20 protein-coding genes and 1 pseudogene are annotated in these 19,434 nt (G+C 67.8%); 14 read left to right on the forward strand and 7 right to left on the reverse strand.

The annotated features are described in order from the left end of the window. The first annotated feature begins 78 nt into the window (after positions 1-78). From IEX33_RS06820 to IEX33_RS06835, 4 genes and pseudogenes are all read left to right on the forward strand, one after another. Positions 79-234, forward strand: coding sequence for a hypothetical protein (locus IEX33_RS06820; RefSeq protein ID WP_188728823.1), 156 nt, complete (start codon positions 79-81; stop codon positions 232-234). 92 nt (positions 235-326) lie between these two features. Further along, complete coding sequence (locus tag IEX33_RS06825; protein ID WP_188728825.1) at positions 327-746, forward strand: hypothetical protein; 420 nt, start codon at positions 327-329, stop codon at positions 744-746. Positions 747-859: 113 nt separating this feature from the next. Beyond that, a pseudogene (locus IEX33_RS06830) lies at positions 860-1,668 on the forward strand (SDR family oxidoreductase). Positions 1,669-1,755: 87 nt separating this feature from the next. Beyond that, on the forward strand, positions 1,756-2,880 hold the full coding sequence (locus IEX33_RS06835; protein ID WP_188728826.1) for a glycerate kinase: 1,125 nt from the start codon (positions 1,756-1,758) through the stop codon (positions 2,878-2,880). Between the two features lie 30 nt (positions 2,881-2,910). Here the strand turns inward: IEX33_RS06835 and IEX33_RS06840 are convergent, their stop codons facing one another. Continuing rightward, positions 2,911-3,432 (reverse strand): DUF6328 family protein, encoded by a 522-nt coding sequence (locus IEX33_RS06840; protein WP_188728828.1) that lies wholly within the window; start codon positions 3,430-3,432, stop codon positions 2,911-2,913. A gap of 203 nt (positions 3,433-3,635) precedes the next feature. Between IEX33_RS06840 and IEX33_RS06845 the strand changes: the two genes are divergently transcribed. The 4 genes from IEX33_RS06845 to IEX33_RS06860 all read left to right on the forward strand — a co-directional run bounded on the left by IEX33_RS06845 (position 3,636) and on the right by IEX33_RS06860 (position 7,007). Beyond that, complete coding sequence (locus IEX33_RS06845) at positions 3,636-4,535, forward strand: SDR family oxidoreductase (protein ID WP_188728831.1); 900 nt, start codon at positions 3,636-3,638, stop codon at positions 4,533-4,535. A gap of 55 nt (positions 4,536-4,590) precedes the next feature. Further along, a complete protein-coding gene (locus tag IEX33_RS06850; protein WP_188728832.1) occupies positions 4,591-4,950 on the forward strand; it encodes a hypothetical protein in 360 nt (119 codons plus the stop codon). A 243-nt stretch (positions 4,951-5,193) separates the two neighbouring features. Beyond that, positions 5,194-6,093, forward strand: a complete 900-nt coding sequence (locus IEX33_RS06855; RefSeq protein WP_188728834.1) for a GAF domain-containing protein — start codon at positions 5,194-5,196, stop codon at positions 6,091-6,093. Next, positions 6,090-7,007, forward strand: coding sequence for an SGNH/GDSL hydrolase family protein (locus tag IEX33_RS06860; protein WP_188728836.1), 918 nt, complete (start codon positions 6,090-6,092; stop codon positions 7,005-7,007). Before IEX33_RS06855 ends, IEX33_RS06860 begins: the two co-directional genes overlap by 4 nt. Here IEX33_RS06860 and IEX33_RS06865 read toward each other — a convergent pair. After that, positions 7,004-8,356, reverse strand: coding sequence for a uracil-xanthine permease family protein (locus IEX33_RS06865; RefSeq protein ID WP_188728839.1), 1,353 nt, complete (start codon positions 8,354-8,356; stop codon positions 7,004-7,006). The genes IEX33_RS06860 and IEX33_RS06865 overlap by 4 nt on opposite strands. Before the next feature lie 197 nt (positions 8,357-8,553). On the opposite strand from IEX33_RS06865, the gene IEX33_RS06870 reads away from it, so the two are divergent. Together IEX33_RS06870 and IEX33_RS06875 are read left to right on the forward strand one after the other, a co-directional pair. Beyond that, on the forward strand, positions 8,554-9,159 hold the full coding sequence (locus tag IEX33_RS06870; RefSeq protein ID WP_188728841.1) for a malonic semialdehyde reductase: 606 nt from the start codon (positions 8,554-8,556) through the stop codon (positions 9,157-9,159). A 133-nt stretch (positions 9,160-9,292) separates the two neighbouring features. After that, the gene (locus IEX33_RS06875; RefSeq protein WP_188728843.1) at positions 9,293-9,790 is read left to right on the forward strand and encodes a 2'-5' RNA ligase family protein; all 498 of its coding nucleotides are present in this window, start codon (positions 9,293-9,295) and stop codon (positions 9,788-9,790) included. Here IEX33_RS06875 and pgm read toward each other — a convergent pair. Then, positions 9,780-11,441 (reverse strand): phosphoglucomutase (alpha-D-glucose-1,6-bisphosphate-dependent), encoded by a 1,662-nt coding sequence (gene pgm, locus IEX33_RS06880; RefSeq protein ID WP_188728845.1) that lies wholly within the window; start codon positions 11,439-11,441, stop codon positions 9,780-9,782. The genes IEX33_RS06875 and pgm overlap by 11 nt on opposite strands. Before the next feature lie 248 nt (positions 11,442-11,689). Between pgm and IEX33_RS06885 the strand changes: the two genes are divergently transcribed. Further along, positions 11,690-12,556, forward strand: coding sequence for an NERD domain-containing protein (locus IEX33_RS06885; RefSeq protein ID WP_188728847.1), 867 nt, complete (start codon positions 11,690-11,692; stop codon positions 12,554-12,556). A 49-nt stretch (positions 12,557-12,605) separates the two neighbouring features. Further along, positions 12,606-13,196, forward strand: coding sequence for a DUF4190 domain-containing protein (locus tag IEX33_RS06890; protein ID WP_188728848.1), 591 nt, complete (start codon positions 12,606-12,608; stop codon positions 13,194-13,196). Positions 13,197-13,211: 15 nt separating this feature from the next. Here IEX33_RS06890 and IEX33_RS06895 read toward each other — a convergent pair whose 3' ends face one another. From IEX33_RS06895 to IEX33_RS06910, 4 genes are all read right to left on the reverse strand, one after another. Next, complete coding sequence (locus tag IEX33_RS06895) at positions 13,212-14,639, reverse strand: FAD-binding oxidoreductase (RefSeq protein WP_188729211.1); 1,428 nt, start codon at positions 14,637-14,639, stop codon at positions 13,212-13,214. Between the two features lie 400 nt (positions 14,640-15,039). Further along, entirely contained in the window at positions 15,040-15,495 is a 456-nt protein-coding gene (locus tag IEX33_RS06900) for a LapA family protein (RefSeq protein WP_229675266.1), read from the reverse strand. Between the two features lie 484 nt (positions 15,496-15,979). Beyond that, positions 15,980-16,207, reverse strand: a complete 228-nt coding sequence (locus IEX33_RS06905; RefSeq protein ID WP_188728850.1) for a hypothetical protein — start codon at positions 16,205-16,207, stop codon at positions 15,980-15,982. Between the two features lie 143 nt (positions 16,208-16,350). Then, positions 16,351-17,778, reverse strand: a complete 1,428-nt coding sequence (locus IEX33_RS06910) for an amidase (RefSeq protein WP_188728852.1) — start codon at positions 17,776-17,778, stop codon at positions 16,351-16,353. A 196-nt stretch (positions 17,779-17,974) separates the two neighbouring features. On the opposite strand from IEX33_RS06910, the gene IEX33_RS06915 reads away from it, so the two are divergent. Beyond that, complete coding sequence (locus tag IEX33_RS06915; RefSeq protein WP_174178959.1) at positions 17,975-18,301, forward strand: rhodanese-like domain-containing protein; 327 nt, start codon at positions 17,975-17,977, stop codon at positions 18,299-18,301. An 84-nt stretch (positions 18,302-18,385) separates the two neighbouring features. Then, positions 18,386-19,366, forward strand: a complete 981-nt coding sequence (gene pheA, locus IEX33_RS06920) for a prephenate dehydratase (RefSeq protein WP_188728854.1) — start codon at positions 18,386-18,388, stop codon at positions 19,364-19,366. Positions 19,367-19,434: the final 68 nt, after the last annotated feature.

Raw genomic sequence — 19,434 nt, forward strand, 5'->3', positions numbered from 1 at the left:
TTGACACAAGGGAGGGTCGGGAGGCTACATGGTAAGTAGTCTTACTAGTTATAGCTTCCGGGGGAAAGGCTGGCTACCGTGGCACAGGTCAAGGGCAACAAGGGCAAGGGAAACAGGATCGGCGGCGCCGGAAGGTGCCGGAACGGGGGCGGCACGGTTGCCGGCCCCAGCGATGGCAGGGCCCGCAGCGGCCCGCTCTTCCGCCCGAAAAACGCCGGCCGCGACCCCGCCTAAGCCACCACCCTCCCGCCGCGTACAGCCCGGCACCGGCTTTCCGCGCCGGCGCCGCTCCGCCAGCGGCGGCCCCAGAACCTACAGGAACCACGATGCGCAAATTCATTCCCTCCGGCGGCCTTCGGGGGATGCTGCTGCCGCCAACCTACGGCCAGCACGTCACCCACCGCACGGAGTTCACCATCCTTTCGGTCGAGATCTGGGCCACCGGGCTGGTGGTCAACATCCAGTTGGCCTCCGCCGACGGCCCCGAGCCGCGCCTTATCCTGCAGGACCACTTCGGCACCGAGTACTCCTTCCGGGACTCGGCCACGGTGGAGTCCCGGAACCTGCAGACCTTCACCCCTTCCGTGCCCCCGGGAACCAGGAGCCTGACCATCCGGTCGGCCGATGATCCGGAGGGCCGCCCGGTGGTGACATTCGCAGTCCCGCTGATGGCGGTACCGGAAGAGCCCGACTCTCCGCAGAACGGCGAGTACCCGCCGTCGCCGGAGCTCCGCCGCCCGGCCTGACCCGCTGGAATTATCTCCTGCTGGAAGCTTCGTCCACCGAATGCCCACCGCTGAAGGCGCCACCACTGAATGCTCCACGCTTTCGGTGCGTGACCGACTGAAAGGCTGCCGCCATGCATGACACCGCAGGATTCACTCCATGTACCGCCATCGTGACCGGATCGGACTCCGGAATAGGCAAGGCTGCCGCCGTCGCCCTTGCCCGCGCAGGAATGGACGTCGGCGTCACCTGGCACTCGGACAAGGCCGGCGCCGAGGACACTGGGGAGGAGATCCGCCGCCTGGGCCGCAAGGCCGTGGTGCGGCAGCTGGATACCACTGACCTGCGTGCCGCCGGGGCCGTCGTCGACGAACTGGCGGACGGGCTGGGCGGAGTGGACGTCTTCGTCAACAACGCCGGAGCCGGCGACGGGACCAAGTTCCTGGACCTCGACGTCGACACCTGGATGCGCACCCTGGACACCAACCTCAACGGCGCGTTTGTGTGCCTCCAGGCCGCTGCCCGCCGGATGGTGAAGGCAGGCAGGGGCGGGCGCCTCATTGCCGTCACCAGCGTCCATGAATTCCAGCCGAGGGTAGGGGCGTCCGCCTATGACGCGTCCAAGCACGGCCTCGGCGGACTCATGAAGACGCTGGCCCTGAGCTTGCCGGGCATGGAATCACCGCCAACAGCGTGGCGCCGGGGGAGATCGCCACGCCGATGACCGGACAGGAAGATGAGGACGCCACCACCAAGGACAGGCCTGGCGTCCCCCTGGGCAGGCCCGGCGACGCACGGGAAGTTGCTGCCGTTATTGCCTTCCTTGCCTCACCCGCTTCCACCTACGTCAACGGCGCCTCCTGGGCGGTGGACGGCGGAATGCTGCAGATGGGGCCGCAGGCCGGATCCCACATCACCAGCCAGGAGTGGCGCGAAGGGTAGGCCGGGCGGCCGCGATGTGGCGGGCAGGCCGTCCGCATGACGGATTTGGCAAGCGCTTTCCAAGCGACTGCTGGCATGATGGAGCGCATGCGCATTCTTATTGCTCCGGACAAGTTCAAGGGTTCCCTGACGGCGGCTGAAGCCGCTGCAGCCATCGCGGAAGGCGCGCTGCGCGTGTACCCGGAGGCTGTTGCCACCCAGTTCCCCATTGCCGACGGCGGCGAGGGAACACTGGAGGCGGCGGTGGCCGCCGGCTTCGAGGAGCGGCTCAACGCCGTGGTCGGTCCCATCCTGGCCCCCCTCGGAGCCGCGTGGGCCATCAACAAGGCCGACGACGGCAAGGTCACCGCTGTCATCGAAACGGCCCAGGCCTCCGGCCTTGCGGAGATGGAGCCCACCCCGGCCAACGCGCTCCGGGCCCACAGCTACGGCTGCGGACAGCTCATTGCGGCTGCCTTGGACGCCGGAGCCACGGAGATCGTGCTTGGCCTGGGCGGATCGGCCATGACGGACGGCGGCAGTGGCGCCCTCCGCGCCCTGGGCCTCAAGCCGCTCGACTCCGCCGGGAACGTGGTGCCCCTGGGCGGCGGGTCACTTGCCGATGTCGCGGCACTGGACACCAGCGGGCTGGATCCCCGGCTTGCTGCCACCACCTTCAGGATCGCCGTGGACGTCAGGAATCCGCTCTATGGAACGTCCGGCGCCGCGCACGTGTTCTCGCCGCAAAAGGGCGCGGACGCGGACACTGTGGAACTGCTCGACGCCGGCCTCCGCAACTGGGCGTCCATCCTCCGTGAGGCCACAGGCCGGGACGTGAACGTCCCGGGCGCCGGCGCCGCCGGCGGCTTCCCGGCGTCGTTCCTTGCCTTCACCGGTGCCACGCTGGAAGGCGGCTTCGCGCTGGTGGCGGGACTCACCGGCCTGGCCGGGCAACTGGGTGGCGCGGACCTGGTGATCACCGGGGAAGGCTCCATGGACTCGCAGTCCCTGACCGGAAAAGCGCCCATCGCGCTGGCGGACGCGGCACGGGAGCGCGGCATTCCCGTGATCGTCGTGGCCGGCCGCATCCTGGTGACGCCCGAGGAGCTTGCTGAACATGGCGTGGTGGCTGCCGCGCAACTGCTGGACGTGGCTCCCAGCCCCCAGGACGCCGTCGCGCACGCCGCCAAGTACCTGGCGTGGGCAACAAGCCAGGTCCTCGAGGGCGCTTAAGGGGTACGGGCGGGCCCTTTGTCGCACTGGCTAGTCCCCGTTAGGTCCGGGCGATCCCTGCCCTGCGGCGGCGCGCCTGTTGAGGTGGATAGGGACGTAGACCAGCAGGACCACCATCACTGCCATCAGCGCTCCGCCGGCAGTGAGGCCGGCCGTGCGTCCCGCGGTCACGTCGAAAACCAGGGCCGCGGTACCCGCGCTCAACAGCGCGATTCCGGCGAGGGTGATTTTTGCGATGGTGTCCCCGCTGGCTACCAGGGTTTCCTTGAGCCGCTTCCGGAAGAGCCGCCGGTGCACACTGACCGGCAGGAGGATAAGCGCGGTGGTGAGCGCCGCAACCACCACGTTGGTGAGGTAGAGGCCAACCTGGAAATCGTCCAGGGTCTCAAAGCGTTCCTGGAAGGGGAGCGTCAGCAGGAAGCCTGCCAGGATCTGGACGCCCATCTGCAGTACCCGCATCTCCTGCAGCAGTTCGGCCCAGTTGCGGTCCAGCTGCTCCTCACGGGTTTCGTTCCTGCCTGTCCTGCCCGTGTAATCCTCCACCTCGGACATTGCCTTCCTCCCTCCACCTGCCTGCTCCCTTTCGGCTCTTCCGGCGCCGGGAAACACGGCAGGCGTTGCGCCGCGACCTACATTTGATAAGTTTACTGATTATTCGCTCCGATCGGTGGACTTTGTTCCTCCGGCCGGGATAGCTTCGAAGAGCAGGTGCACGGCGGAGCTCTTCGAAAACCGACACAGTGAGCAGGCGGACTATGAGCGACACAGACAAGCAGAGGGACCAGCCAAAGGATCCCCGGGGCGGCTACCACTCCGGCCCGTTCCCGGAGCAGGAGCAGGAGCAGCCCGGGCTCACGGCACCAATGGACCCGAAACCTGACCACGGGGAACTGAGCTACGAAGGGCACGGAAAGCTCCAGGGCAAGGCCGCCCTCATCACGGGCGGCGATTCCGGAATCGGCAAGGCCGCCGCCATCGCCTTCGCGCGTGAGGGCGCCGATGTAGCCATCTCCTATCTTCCGGAAGAGGAAGAAGACGCGCAGGACACCGCGGACTGGATCCGCAAGGCCGGCCAGCGGGTCCTGCTGTTTGCGGGAGACGGCCGGGAAGAGGACTTCAGCACCCGCATCGCTGAGGAAACCGCGTCCGGATTCGGCCGGCTGGACGTGGTGGTCCTGAACGCCGCGTACCAGAAGAACCGCGAAAGCCTGGAGTCGCTGCCCACCGAGGAATTCGACCGGGTCTTCAAGACCAACCTCTACTCGCTGCTGTGGACGGCGCGGGCCGCGGTACCCCATCTGAAGCCGGGCGCGTCCATCATCACCACTGCATCGATCCAGGCCTTCAACCCGTCCCCGGCGCTGATCGACTACGCGATGACCAAGGCCGCCCAGGTGGCGTTCACCAAGGCACTGGCGCAGGAACTCGGGCCCAAGGGCATTCGGGTCAACGCCGTGGCCCCCGGGCCCATCTGGACCCCGCTGATCCCCGCAACGGAATGGCCGGACAAACTCCCAACGTTCGGCCAGGACACGCCCCTGGAACGGGCCGGCCAGCCGGCCGAGCTCGCTGCCGCCTATGTGCTGCTGGCCTCAGAGGACGGTTCGTATATTTCCGGGGCGGTGCTGCCGGTAACCGGCGGCAAGGGCCTCTAGGGCTGCACCCACGCCAGCAAAACAGCTTCATCCGAACCCACAACAGGAGGAAACCATGACGCAGGAAAACCAGCACGCCCAGCCCGAATCGGACCCGGGCGGATACGGCACTCCCACCGCTGAGCAGGAAATGGGCGGATCGCAGGCACCAGTGGATGGTTCCGGATCCGGCACGGGCAGCGCCGACACCAACGCGCCGCAGTCCGATCCGGAGGCGGATCCGGTGCCCCGCGACGTCGACCTTCCCTCCAGCGCCGCCGAGATTGATGAGTCCAACGACGACTCGCAGGGTTCGGCCCCGGTCTCGTCCGAGTCCGGACAGGAAGCCGCCGGCCTTCCGGACGGCAGCGGCAACGACCTGCCCGAGGAGAAGTCACCGAACGACGACGGCGGCGAGAGCTTCGACGCCGGGTAACGGCCTGGGTGCCGCTCCATTGGGGCGGTGACCGCCTTCCCTTGGAGGCCTCCGCCCCGTGGTTCCCTGCGAACCCCAGGCGGGGGCCTTCGGCATGTCCGGTGGGCGTTGTCTTCGGCGTCGTATCCGCGGCGTGAACCCCGCAGGCTGACGCGCACTGCCCCTCCCTTGAAACGCGCGGGCGACGTATTCTTAGAAAGAGGTTTTGCAGTAGGCCGGAGCGCTTCAACCAAGGCGTAAATCATGGCGGCTGAACCCGCAGCGCAGCTCGGCTGGGGACCCCTTCCAGTACCCCCGGAACAGGTCTTCGACAGCAAGGACGTCGAAACGTACCTCTGGGAAGTCACCCGTGAGTTCATGGCGGACATCAAGGGTGAGCAGCGCGGTATCAGCTGGGCGGCAACACTCTTCCGCCTGGGACAGGCACGCACTGTCGCCGCCAGCACCGAGAAAGCACTCGAAGCAAACCAGGAACAGTGCTCCTTTGCTGACGGGCCGGCCCTGGAAGCCCTCCGAACCGGCGAATTCGTGCTGCTGTCCGACGTCAGCCGGGACCGGCGCTGGCCCGGGTACGCCAGCGCGGCGGCCGGCCACGGGATCCAGTCACTCCTGTCCATGCCCATCGCCTCCGAGGGCGGGACGAGCGCCGCCATCAACCTCTACGCCGCGCTCCCGCACTCTTTCAGCAGCGACGACCTTCTCCGGAGCCGCAGCTACGCGCACCAGGTGGCCCGGGCCCTGCGTGTTGTGGTGCGGACGGCCGAACGCGCCGAGGCCAAAGCAGGCATCGCCGTCGTGCAAAGCTCCCTTGTCCTGGTGGACCTGGCGGTGCGCAGCCTCATGGACGAGTACGGCCTCAGCCGCGAGGGGGCACTGCGGTTCCTGCAGACACAGGCGGTGCACCACGAACTCGACCTGCGCGATGCCGCGCTGAACGTTGTTGCGCCGGGTCCCGGGCGGGAGAACCCCATGCCCGGGGAGCCCGGCAGGGAGCCTGCCGGACTCAGGCAAGGAACGCCCGACGGCGTCGCGGACTTCCGCCTGCTGCCCCCAGCCGAGCTGGAGCAGGAGGAACAGCCCCGCCGGCGGAGAACCAGGCGGGGCAAGGACGCATCCCGCACAGCGGAAGGGAGGACGGCATGACAACGCCGAAGCAGGAGCAGTCGCCCGGCCGGCCAGTTGGCCTGGATGTGGCACGCCCGGTGGAACAGGCTCCTGGATTAGGGGAGCACCCCTGGCACCGCTATGTGGCCCTCGGCGACTCCTTCACGGAGGGGGTAGGGGATCCCGAGCCCAAGAACCAGGGCGGGCTGCGGGGCTGGGCTGACCGGGTGGCCGAGGAGCTCAGCGCGGGACAGCCTGATTTTGCCTACGCCAACCTCGCGATCCGGGGCCTGCGGCTGCAGCAGATCCTGGATCAGCAGGTGGGCCCGGCGCTGGCCGCACAGCCTGACCTGGTGACGCTGTCCGCCGGCGGCAACGACATTGTGTTCCGCCGCAGCGATCCGGACAAGCTGGCCGAAAAGATTGACGCCGGCGTAGAGCAGCTCACCCGCTCCGGGGCCACCGTGGTCCTCTTCGCCGGCCCCGACTGGGGCGCCACCCCGGTCTTCGGCCAGATACGCGGCAAAGTGGCCATCCTCAACGAAAACCTCCACGTCGTGGCGTCCCGGCACAACGCTGTGATGGTTGACCTGTGGTGCCTGCGCGACCTCACCAGGCCTGGCATGTGGGACCCTGACCGTCTGCACTTCTCGCCGCTGGGCCACCACACCATCGCCTTGGGAGTGCTGCAGGCCCTGGCCGTTCCCCACAGCCTTGAACCGTTGCAGCCCAAGGCACTTCCACCGCATAACTGGAAGGAAGCCCGGGCCAAGGACATCGCCTGGGCTCGCGAATACCTGGTTCCCTGGGCAATCCGCCAGGTCAGGCACCCCGCGGAGCCCCCGCTGGTTCCCAAACGTCCGCGTCCCGGGCCCGTCTTCGGGCATGGGCACCTGCCAATCGTCCATCCGCAGGGACTGCCGGCCGAGCCTTTGTCCCTGAAGGAGGCCTAGCGCTTTTTCGGGGCGCGCCTGGCGGCAGCGTTCCCCGCAGCCTTGGCCTGGGGAGGCAGCCCCGCCTGCTCGGTTTCGGGCTCGGCTGCGGTGCCCCGGGCCTTCGCGATGGCCTTCATGCCGTGGTAGATCACCAGGGCCGCGGCTGACCCCAGTGCGATGCCGGTGAACGTCAGGTCACCGATGGTCCAGGTGTAGTCCGCGATGCCGATGATGAGGGCCACCGCAGCGGTGGTCAGGTTCACCGGGTTCGAGAAGTTCACCTTGTTCTGCACCCAGATCTTCACGCCGAGGATACCGATCATGCCGTACAGCATGGTGGCCGCGCCGCCCAGCACTCCGGCCGGGACGGTGGCGATGAGCTCGCCGAACTTGGGGGAGAAGCTCAGGATGATGGCGAAGACGCCTGCCACCCAGTAGGCCGCCGTCGAATAAACCTTGGTGGCGGCCATGACGCCGATGTTTTCGGCGTACGTGGTGGTGCCGGAGCCGCCGCCGAAGCCGGCCAGGACGGTGGCGGCACCGTCAGCCATCAGTGCCCGGCCGGACACGCCGTCGAGGTTCTGGCCGGTCATTGCCGCAACGGACTTCACGTGGCCGATGTTCTCCGCCACCAGGACCAGAACCACGGGCACGAACAGGCCCAGGACGCCCACATGGAACTCGGGAGTCTGGAACTGTGGCAGGCCCACCCAGGCCGCGGCCTCCATCTTGTCGTAGCTCACCTCGCCGCGCAGCATCGCCACAAGGTAGCCCACCACCACGCCCACCAGGATGCTGAGACGGCCCAGGATCCCGCGGAACAGCACGCTGACCAGGATGATGGTGGCCAGCGTGACCACGGCGGTGACGGGGGCGGCGTCGAAATTCTGCTTGGCCGCCGGTGCGAGGTTGAGCCCGATCAGCGCCACGATGGCGCCGGTGACGATGGGCGGCATCAGCCGGTTGATCCAGCCCGCGCCGAACTTCTGGACGATGGCGCCCACCAGGGCCAGGGCCGCGCCGGCCAGGACCACGCCGCCCAGGGCTCCCGGCACGCCGAACTGCTGCTGGGACGCCATGATGGGCGCGATGAACGCGAAGCTTGAGCCGAGGTAGCTGGGAACCCGGCCCTTGGTGATCACCAGGAAGAGCAGCGTTCCGATGCCGGAGAAGAACAGCGTGGTGGCAGGCGGCATTCCGGTGATGATGGGCACCAGGAACGTGGCGCCGAACATGGCCACCACGTGCTGCATGCCCACGCCGATGGTCAGCGGCCAGGCCAGGCGCTCATCGGGGGCCACCACGTGCCCTGGCTTGATGGACTTGCCTGTGCCGTGCAGCTTCCATTTGATTCCGAGCATGCTCATGGGCGGAGGCCTTTCGGGGCTTTCGGGGGGTGCCGCGGAGGGCGGAGATTAACTGGGACAAGGATACCGCCCGCGCCCCGCCCCCGGACTGCTGTGTCCGATGTCACGGGCCGTCGCGGGAAGAGGACACGGCTGGTTGAAGTTGCAACCATTGAAAGCCCCGCAGCAAACGGGGACGAGCAGCGAAAGGTAAGCCAATGACCATTGCCCACGAAGAAGCGGTTATCGATCCGGCCGCCGTCGACGCTATTTTCGCGCAGGCCCGCACCGCCAACTCGTTTACCGGCGAGGTGACCGACGAGCAGGCGCAGGCCATCTACGAGCTCACCAAGTTCGGCCCCACGGCTTTCAACTCCCAGCCGCTGCGCGTGACCTATGTCCGCTCGGACGAAGCCCGCGCCAAGCTGGTTGACGCCCTCATGGCAGGCAACCGCGCCAAGACCGCTTCCGCCCCGCTGGTGGCCATCCTCAGCTACGACACCAACTGGGCGGGCCAGTGGGACACCTTCCTCCCCGGCTACAACGCCCCCAAGGCCATGTACGACGCCAACCCGGAACTGGCCGCCGCCACGGGCAACAACAACGCGCACCTGCAGGCCGGCTACTTCATCCTGGCCGTCCGCTCACTCGGGTTCTCCGCGGGCCCCATGACCGGCGCCGACTTCGGTGCCATCGATGAGGCGTTCTTCCCCGCGGGCGGCCAGAAGAGCTTCCTGGTGGTCAACATCGGCCAGCCCGCCGCGGACGCCTGGGGCGAAGCCAAGCCCAAGTTCTCCTACGAGGACGTCGTCCGCACCGTCTAGGACGCTCTCTCACTTAATGCACCCTTTCGGCCATCGCTCTCTCATGCGTGAGAGAGCGATGGCGGTTAAGGCGCATTAAGTGAGAGAGCGTTGGGCCGAGCAGGGTTGGTCGGGGGAGTGGCACACTGGGCGGATGCGGAACTTCGTCCTCGTCGCATTCGTGGAGCCGGTCGCTGAAGGCCAGGTCTTCCCGCGGACGCAGTGGCCCCTGCACATCACACTGTTGAGGTTCGACGTCGACAACGCCGTTGCCGGACAGGTTGCGGCGCTTGCCGGGCCACCCGCGGAGAAGGCACTGGGCGCCGCGCTGACGGTGGGGGAGGACGCGGGTTTCGGCCGGAACGGCTCCGTGCCCGTCAGCCTTGTCCAGCCGCAGCCGGACCTGCAGGCCCTGCACGAGCAGTTGGCCACGGGCGTCGAAAGCGCCGGCGGCAGGATCCTCACGCCGGCCCACACCCGGTCCGGCTACCGGCCGCACATCTCCCACCTGCACGGCCGCCGGCTGCACCCGGGCGACACCCTGGTGCTCGACCGGGTGGCGCTGGTGGACATGGCGCCGGACGGTGACCGCACCGTCCGGCGCATCCTGCAGCTCTGGAGCCTGCCGGAAACCGGGGCAGCTAGGCGATGACGCTGTCCACCAGTGCCTTGGCTTCCGCCTGGACCTGCTTGAGGTGCTCCTCGCCCTTGAAGGACTCGGCGTAGATCTTGTAGACGTCCTCAGTACCGGACGGGCGGGCGGCGAACCAGGCGTTCTCCGTGACCACCTTGAGACCGCCGATGGACGCGCCGTTGCCGGGCGCCTCGGTCAGCTTGGCCAGGATGGGTTCCCCGGCCAGGCTTGTGGCGGTGACGTCCGACGGCGACAGCTTGCCGAGTGCCGACTTCTGCTCCCGCGTGGCTGCTGCGTCAATGCGGGCGTAGACGGGGGCGCCGAACTGGTCCGTCAGGCCCTTGTAGAGCTGGGACGGGGACTTGCCGGTGACCGCCGTGATTTCCGAGGCGAGCAGGGCCAGCAGGATGCCGTCCTTGTCCGTGGTCCAGACGCTGCCGTCCAGCTTGTTGAAGGAAGCGCCGGCCGATTCCTCGCCGCCGAAGGCGCCCTCACCGGAGAGCAGGCCCGGCACGAACCACTTGAATCCGACCGGAACCTCCACGAGCTTCCGGCCCAGGCTCTGGGCTACCCGGTCGATGATGGAGGACGACACCAGGGTCTTTCCCACCACGGAGGCCGGGTTCCAGCCGCTGCGGTTGCGGTAGAGGTAATCGATGGCGACGGCGAGGTAGTGGTTGGGGTTCATCAAGCCGCCGTCCGGGGTGACGATGCCGTGCCGGTCAGCGTCGGCATCATTGCCGGTGGCGACGTCGTATGCTGCGGTCCCGTCCGCACCGGCAGCCATCCGCTGGATCAGCGAGGCCATGGCGGCCGGGGAGGAGCAGTCCATCCGGATCTTCTCGTCCCAGTCCAGAGTCATGAAGGCCCACTGCGGATCCACGGTGGGGTTCACCACGGTGAGGTCCAGGTGGTGGCGCTCGCCGATCTCGCCCCAGTAGTCCACGGATGCACCGCCCATGGGGTCGGCGCCGATGCGCACGCCGGCGTTGCGGATGGCGTCCAGGTTCAGCACGGAGGGAAGGTCGTCCACGTAGCTGCTGAGGAAGTCGAACTTGCCGGTGGTGTCCGCAGCCTGGGCTTCGGCCAGCGGAATCCGCTTCACCCCGCGCAGGCCGTTCTCCAGAAGCTCGTTGGCGCGGTTGGCGATCCAGCCGGTGGCATCCGAATCGGCCGGGCCGCCGTGCGGCGGGTTGTACTTGAAGCCGCCGTCTGCCGGCGGGTTGTGGCTCGGCGTGACAACGATGCCGTCTGCCTGCGGGGCGCCGGCGCCGGCGTTCCGGTTGTAGGTGAGGATTGCATGGCTGAGCGCCGGCGTGGGGGTGTAGCCGTGGCGGGCGTCAACGAGGACCTGGACGCCGTTGGCGGCCAGGACCTCGAGCGCGGAGTTCTGCGCGGGCTCGCTGAGGGCGTGCGTGTCCTTGGCCAGGAACAGCGGCCCGCTGATGCCTTGCCCCGCCCGGTACTCCACGATGGCCTGGGTAATGGCAACGATGTGTTGCTCGTTGAACGACGCCTTCAGGCTGGAGCCGCGGTGTCCGGACGTGCCGAACGCCACGCGCTGGCCGGGATCACCCAGATCGGGCGTGATGTCGTAATACGCGTCAAGGAGCGCAGTGATGTCAACAAGGTCCTGGGGTTGGGCAACTGTGCCCGCGCGGCTAGCCATGCCACCAGCATGCCAGACAGGGACCTGAGTCAAAACGTTCCGTCCGGAATCCGGCCACTGTGTCCGGCCTGTGACGGAAGATCGTCATCAAACGAGTAGTCAACCTGAGTACAGACCCCACCAAAGTACTTATATACCGGCCGCCGCACGCCCTGTTACTTTCGAAAAAGTCGGGGAAATCATCCGAGAGCAAGGCACGACGGCGGCCCCCCCGCCGTCGTCCTTCCGGCAGGGAAGCAGGGGCGGCCATGGGGGCAGGAGACGGGAAAGCCGAGCAGTCCAGGCTGGCCGCCGAAAGGGTGGCCAGGCTCAAGCGCCAACTGGACGAGGCCGAAGGCGCCACAAAGCCCTGGGACGCGGAAGCCGTCAGCGAGAAGATGGTGGCGGAGAAGCTGGGCGAGCTGGTCCCGCGTGGCTGGTACGTGCTCCATGACGTGCACTGGCCCGGCCGGCCGAAGGCCAACCTGGACCACGTCCTCGTGGGGCCTGGCGGAGTGGTGGTGGTCGACTGCAAGAACTGGACCGGCGAGGTCCGGGTGTTGTCCGGGGTGCTCTGGCAGGGGCGGTACGCACGGACGCAGGCTGTGGAAGGCGCGCTGGCCCAATGTGCCGCGGTGTCGTCCGTGGTGTCGCCTCCGTACCGGCGGCTGGTCCGCCCCCTGATCTGTATGGCTGCCCAGCCGGACCTGTTTGGGGTGACAGCCTCGGATGTGGCGGTGGCCGGTACACAGCGTGTGGTGGGTGCCATCGAAGCCCTGCCGCAGGTGCTGGACCAGCGGACCGTGGCGGGACTGTACGCGCAGCTCGGCCAGGACCTCACCCATGAACAGGAACCGGGCATCATGGCGTTCCGGCACGTCCGCCCGGGCACGATGGTCCCGCCCGCGGCGCCACCCACGAATGCCGGAACTCCGGCCCTCAGGACGGGTTCGTCAGTGCGTCCGGTGGCCCGGGGCAACTCTTCGGCCGCCGGGGCCGGGGAAGGCTACCGTCCAGCGGGTCACCGCGCGGCTCCAAAGGCCCGCCGGCACGGTACCGGCGGGGCCGGACGCTTGGCCCTGCTGGCGGCGTTCGTCATCTTTGCGGTGTACATATTGCCCTATTGGGGGCAATAGATCCGCCCTGGGCGGGGGTAGGCTGAGATCAAGATTCCTAGGGGGAACCATGTCTGACCAGCCCAGCCAGCGGCCCGAATCCGGCCAACCCGACTCCAGCACGCCGTCCGGCCTTGAACCGCCCCGGTTCGCGCCGCCCTACGGCAGCCAGTCGCCGTCCGCGCCGCCCTACGGGCAGGGCAGCTACGGGCAGGGCGGGCTCGGGCAGGACAGCTACGGACACGATGGCCGCGGGAGCAGCTACGGGCAGGGCGGGTACGGCGAACCAGGTCAGTATGGCGGTGCCTATGGCCAGCCGCCGAGCCCCTACAACCAGCAACCCTCCCCCTATGGCCAGCCGGCCGGCCCGTACGCCCCGCAGGGGTACTACGGCATGCAGGCCGAACCGAAGACGCTGAGCATCGCCAGCATGGTGTGCGGCATCGCCTCGGTGATTATGGGCTGGCTCCTGCTCCCGCAGATTGCAGCAATCATCACCGGCCACATGGCGCTCAAACGCGAACCGTCCGGCAGGGGTATGTCCATTGCCGGGCTGGTCCTGGGCTACCTGTGCCTCCTGGGCTACGGCGCGTTCTGGCTGCTGGCCATCATAGGCCTGGCGATCGCCAGTTCCACCAGCGGTCCGACGTACACGTTCTAGGGCCGCTCACCCCCATCACATGGGCGCCTCCGTTGGCGGGATGTTGTGGTTGAGGCGGAAGAGGTTGTGCGGATCGTAGCGGTCCTTGAGGGCCGCCAGGCGCCGGAACTTCTCCGGTCCGTACGCTGCTCGGGCGGCGTCCACGTCCCTCGGCCCCACCTCGGCGCCAAGGAAGTTGACGTACTCGCCGTGCTCCGCGAACGGCCGCATGAGCCCGTAGGCTTTCCGTGCGAACGCGGTCAGCCGCTCGTCCTCGGAGGGGTCCCGCCAGAAGCCGTAGACATTGAGCCAGTAGCGGGCAGAACGGTTGGGGAACGCTGTTGCATCCTCCGGTACCCGCCCGAACGCCCCCTCCATGTGGTGGATGTCAATGCCGGTACCCTCCCATGCCAGCTCGGAGGCGAAACTCAGCAGGACATCCACTGACTCCCCGTCCAGCCGCGAAAAGGAGACGTTCTTCCAATAGCCGCGCGAACCTTTGGGAAACACGCTGTCCATGGCGCTCTGCCAGTCAAGCCAAGAGGTAGGGCCAACTTCCTCTTCGTCAGGCGGGGCGGCGGCCCGGAGCTGGTCAACCAGGGCAAGCCCTGCCTGCTGGTCCTCCGCCACCCACACGAACCCGATGATCATCCACGGGTCGCTGCCCATCCCGAACTCCGCCGGGAAGACAAGGAACGAGATGATCGGATTCATCCCGTCCGGCAGGTCCCGGGTCCAGGCGGCAAAAGCCAGGAGGGCGTTGCGCCAGTGTTCCGGGCGGTAGAACAGGTTCCCTCCCAGCGGCTGGGGCGGCAGGGGGCGGGCACGGAAGGTGAAGGAGGATGCCACCCCGAAGTTTCCGCCGCCGCCGCGCAGCCCCCAGAACAGCTCAGGATTCTCCTGCATGCTGGCGCGCAGGTGTTCCCCGGTGGCGGTGACCACGTCCACGGATTCCAGGTTGTCCAGGGTCAGGCCGCTGGAGCGTGTCAGCCATCCCACGCCGCCGCCGAGGGCAAGCCCCGCAACGCCTGTTCCGCTGATCACTCCCAGCGGGACGGCAAGGTTGTGCGCGGCAGTTGCGTGGTCGACATCGGCAAGGGTGGCTCCGGGTTCCACGGTCACCAGCCTGCTCCCGGCGTCCACATGGACGTGCTTCAGCGGTCCCAGGTCCAGCACCAGCCCGCCGTCAACACTGCCGTGTCCGGCGACGTTGTGCCCGCCGCCACGGACGGCCAGCGCCAGGCCGCTTCGCCGGACGGCGTCCAGCACGGCGTCGATGTCGGTTATCGCCCCGGCACGGACGACGGCGCGTGGCCGGAGATCGATCATGCCGTTCCATACCGGCCGGGCTTCCTCGTATAACGGATCATGCGGCTCGATCAGGGATCCCGACAGCCTGGCGCGCAGCCCGTGCAGCGCCTGTTCTATTTCCAGTTCCCGGTTGGTGCCATGGACTGTGGACATCATCAGTGCTTCCGCTAAGGGTCTAAGCCCTGTGCAATATGAAGGGAAGTGAAAGGCGCCCGGAGGCACCTCGACGGAAAGATGCCTGCGAACACCAGGGGGCAGGCTCATGCGATGTCCAGATTTTAGGATCGCCGAAAGGCCCGGTCAACAGCTTTTTGGCGGCCTGGCCCGGTGACCGCGCGCACCTCATCGCCGTGGACACCGCGGCTCCTTGATCTCCCGTGCCATCACCTCCCCGCAGACATGCACATCGCGGAGAGAGCCTGTTCAACAGAGCCCGTTCAACAAGGCGCGATCGGCGCACGGTGAGCTGACCGCGCCGCGCTGGGGCCGCCGTCGGACTCCAGCCGGGCTGCGCTCTACGGGAGACTTCGCAGTGCCTGGCTGCGCTGCGGCGCTACTTCCGTTGCCGCAGCCGTGCGCGGTGGGCGTTCCTGCGGAGCTGGAGGATGCGGGCACCGCCGGCCATGGCAACCAAGACCCCTCCGGTCACGCTGGCAATAAACAGCGCCATGCCCAGCGGCACAAGGCCTTCCAGGCCGAAGTACCGCACTGCCACCTGGTCCTGGTTCTGGAGGATGAAGATGATCAACAGGATCAGGAGCACCAGGGCCGCTACGACGGCTGCCCACACCACCCCTGCCCGGGTCACCCTTGGCTGGTCCGCAGCGGACGACGGCTGTGGCCCAGGCGTGCCGGTTCCGGCTGGCCGGGGCGCGTCCGGACGGGTGAGTGCGGAGTCCGCAGTGGAATCCACGGGGGAGGGCGTGCGGGCCGGTGCCGGGGGGACGCCGGCATGGTTCCCGGTTCCCGGTTCCGGCTGTCCTGCGGATGGGTAGTTTCCGGTACTCATGCTGGTTCCCTTCGTCACGTGCGGATAATAAGCATGCTTATGGTTCAACCATAGTGGGAGGGTTTGCCGCAGCACAATGCGGGGCGCGCGCCGCTCCGGCCCGCCGCCAGCCTGGGAACAGCGGAAGGGCCTTCAGTGAAGACCCTTCCGTTGACCTTGGCGCGGCCTCAGACCTTCTCCTTGCTCCGTTCGGCTGAAGGGGTGCCCGGCGTCCGCGTCTTCCGCCAGCCTGGGAATGCCCAGAACGTGAAGTCCTGCGCCTTGACCGGCTTCTCCGGAGTTTCCGCCGGGGCTTCGTGCTTTGCCTCGGGCTTGCTCTCGGCTTCTTTCCTGATGCCCCACCCGAAGTCCTTGCTGGATGAATATCACATCACAGACCTCCTCACAGTGACTGCCCTTTAATCGTCCTCCTGATCCGCGGCGGAGTCGACACTTTTGCGCAAGGCCCTGGCCCGGCTTCCGGCGCTGGTGCCCTTCAGCGCTGTCACCCGCCGGCGACGACGTCGTCGGCTTCCTGCGGGCGGTGGAACTCGCACGCTCCATGGTGCCGGAGCGGCAGGAGGCAGGTCCGTCCGGTGGGGAGATGGACCAGGGCGCAGCGGCCCCGCCCGGCGAGGTCCTCCCTGATAGTGGCGTTGCTGAGGTCCGGCCTGGCTCCGTCCGGCTGAGGGCGCACCTCTCCGGCAGCCGTGCTGGAATTTTCAGCTTTCATAAGGGAACTCCTCGTCGAGCAGTGGCTGGCGGAAGGGTGCCGCGGCCTGGCACGTCCACAAGTCTGCTCCCCACGGGTTACAGGCGTATTAAGCCGGCGTTAGGAGGAGGTCAATAACGGCCCCGGCTGCACCAACATGCTGGTCAGAACCCCAGCTGGCGCGCCACCTGCAGCAGGAGGGACTCTGATCCCGGAGGACCCACAAGCTGTATTCCCATCGGCAGCCCCTGCCGTGGGGCCCCGCCGGTCCAATGCACAGGGATCGTGATGGCCGGCAGTCCGCAGACGTTCACCATGGAGGACCAGGGCGCGTATTCGCACTGTTTGCGGTAATCGCCGTCAGCATCTCCCGGCCACTGCGCCGAGGGCCACCGGTCAGTGCCGTGCATGGCGCCGGTAAACCAGCCCACAGGGCGCGGTGCCTGGGCGAGCGACGGCATGAGCATCAGGTCCCACTGCGCGTACTGCGCCGCAGTGTCATGCTGGAACTGCCGCAGGAACGCCAGGGACTCGGCGAGCTTGGCCGGGCTCCGCTGCTGGGCGCGGCGCCGGAAGGTGCGCGTGAGGGGTGCCAGCAGGGCCTCCCGGTGGGGGCTGATCCTGGCCGCGCCCACGGCTGCCGTCCATGCCGACGTGAAGGCGTCCGGGTACCGGTTGTCGTACCGGATGGAAGCTTCGCTGAGGGCATGCCCGGCATGCTCCAGGAGGTCCCCGCCCACCCGGAGGGCATCCAGCGCCTCCTGCTCCGGGACGAACGGGAAGGTGCCGGACCACGGGCTGTCCAGGCTGATGCCGATCCGCAGCCGCGGGGGCTCCAGGCCCACCGCTGCAAGGTAGCCACCATCCGGCCTGCCCGCCGCGTCAGGTGCCGCCAGGGCGTCCATCATGAGCGCCGCATCTACGGAGTCCCGGGCAATCGGACCGGCCACCACCAGACGCGCGGGATCACCAATGCTTTCACCGGCAGGAACCACGCCGCGGCCCGGCTTGAGCCCTAGCAGCCCGCAGGCGGCTGCGGGGATCCGCACCGAGCCGCCGCCGTCGGTGCCCGGGGCGAAGGGCAGCAGTCCTGCGGCCACGGCCGCAGCGCTGCCGCCGGAGGAGCCGCCTGAGCTCCTGCTCAGGGCATGGGGATTGCGCGACGGCGGCGCGATCCGGTTTTCGCTGTAGGCCGTCAGTCCGAATTCGGGAACCTGGGTCTTGCCCAGCGGGGTCACGCCCGATTCCTTGAACAGGGCAACCAACGGCCCGTCCGCGGGTGCAGGCTTGTGGTCCAGGGCCGCGCTGCCGTGGGTGGTCACCACCCCTGCCACGTCGGTGAGGTCCTTGAACGCCAGGGGCATGCCGTGGAGCAGGGGCAGTTCCCCGGAGGGGATGCTGGAACGCACCGAGTCGGCGGTGCGGGCGTCAGCCATCGCCTGTTCCGCCGTCACCGTAATGAAAGCTCCCAGCAGCGGGTTCTGCTGTTCGATCCGGGCGAGGAAATGCGCCGTGGCCTCCGCTGCTGACACGCGCCCCTCCCGCAGGAGGTCCCGAAGGGCGACGGCCGGCAGTTCGTGGAGTTCAGTCAAGGCCGCACGCCTCCACATCAGGGCAGTGCCGGGGCGGGAAGCTTCGGCTTCCCGCAGTGGCCAGGGCGGGCTGCTCAGGGAACAACGGTTCCTCCTAGGGTCACTCAGAAGCTTAACGTGGGCCTGGCCCGCCACCAGGTGGAGGCGGAAGCACTAGGCTTTAATCCGACACCGATCCGCGAAGGCAGGACCCTCCATGAGCGATTTCGACAACGTCCCCGTCGGCGACATCCCCGATGACGCCGTCATCCTTGACGTCCGCGAGGACTATGAGTGGGTGGCGGGCCATGCAGATGGTGCCCTCCACATTCCCATGGACCAGCTCCCGGCGCGGCTGGATGAACTCGATCCGGACGAGGATGTTTACGTCATCTGCCGCACCGGCGGGCGCTCGTTCCGCGCTGCCCAGTGGCTCACCGGCCAGGGATACACCGCTATCAACGTTTCCGGCGGGATGGACATGTGGCTGGAGGCCGGCAAGCCGCTTGTCTCGGACAACGGCCTGAAGCCGATGGTGCTCTAGCAGGGACGCCAGGAATCGGGCACGTCACCGCTGCCGCTTCTGCCGGCGCCTCCCGTCGGCGCTTATACCGATAAAGGAATGTGTATGTCCGCGTCCTCCTCCACCTATGCCTTCCTGGGGCCACAGGGTACCTTCACCGAGGCAGCCCTCCTGCAGGTGCCGGACGCTGCGCAGGCCACCCGGGTCCCGGCGTCGAACGTCAACGCTGCACTGGACTGGGTGCGCGACGGATCAGTCCACGCCGCGATGGTCCCGATCGAAAACTCCGTTGAAGGAGGCGTCACCGCCACCCTGGACGCGATCGCCGGGGGTGGCGAGCTGCGGATCATCCGCGAAGTCCTGGTGCCCATCAGCTTCGTGCTGGTCGCAAGGCCCGGTGTCCGCCTGGCCGACGTGCGGCGGGTATCAACCCACGGCCATGCCTGGGCCCAGTGCCGCCTGTGGATGGATGCGAACATTCCGTCAGCCGAATACGTACCCGGCCCATCCACGGCTGCCTCGGCAATGGGGCTCCTCGAGGAAGACTGCCATTATGACGCCGCCATCTGCGCTCCGCTGGTGGCCCGGGAGCAGCCCGGACTGGCGGTGCTGGCTGAAGACATCGGTGACAATCCGGACGCCGTGACCCGCTTTATCCTGGTCAGCCGGCCGGGTGTCCTGCCCCCACGCACAGGTGCGGACAAAACCACGCTGGTGGTCCCTCTCCCCGAAGACCGGCCCGGCGCCCTGATGGAAATCCTCGACCAGTTCGCCAGCCGCGGGGTGAACCTCAGCCGCATTGAGTCCCGGCCCACCGGACAGTACCTGGGGGACTACTTCTTCAGCATCGACGCCGACGGGCACGTGGGCGACGAACGGATGGCCGACGCCCTGGCCGGGATCCACCGCATCAGTCCAGCCACCCGCTTCCTGGGGTCATATCCCCGGGCCGACATGCAGGCTGCGCGGGTAGAGCCGCACACTGCTGACCAGGCCTTCCGGGCGGCACGGGCCTGGGTGGCGGGCATACTCCGGCCCGCAGCTGAGCCCGCCGAAAGCGGTTCCCCCGCTTCGCCCAAAGCGTAGGTGAATGCCGTTCCAAGTACTTCCGCGGGTTGTGGACAATGCGTATGCTTACTTGATCCACACGGGGG

It is taken from the genome of Pseudarthrobacter scleromae, from assembly GCF_014644515.1.
Classification (GTDB): domain Bacteria; phylum Actinomycetota; class Actinomycetes; order Actinomycetales; family Micrococcaceae; genus Arthrobacter; species Arthrobacter scleromae.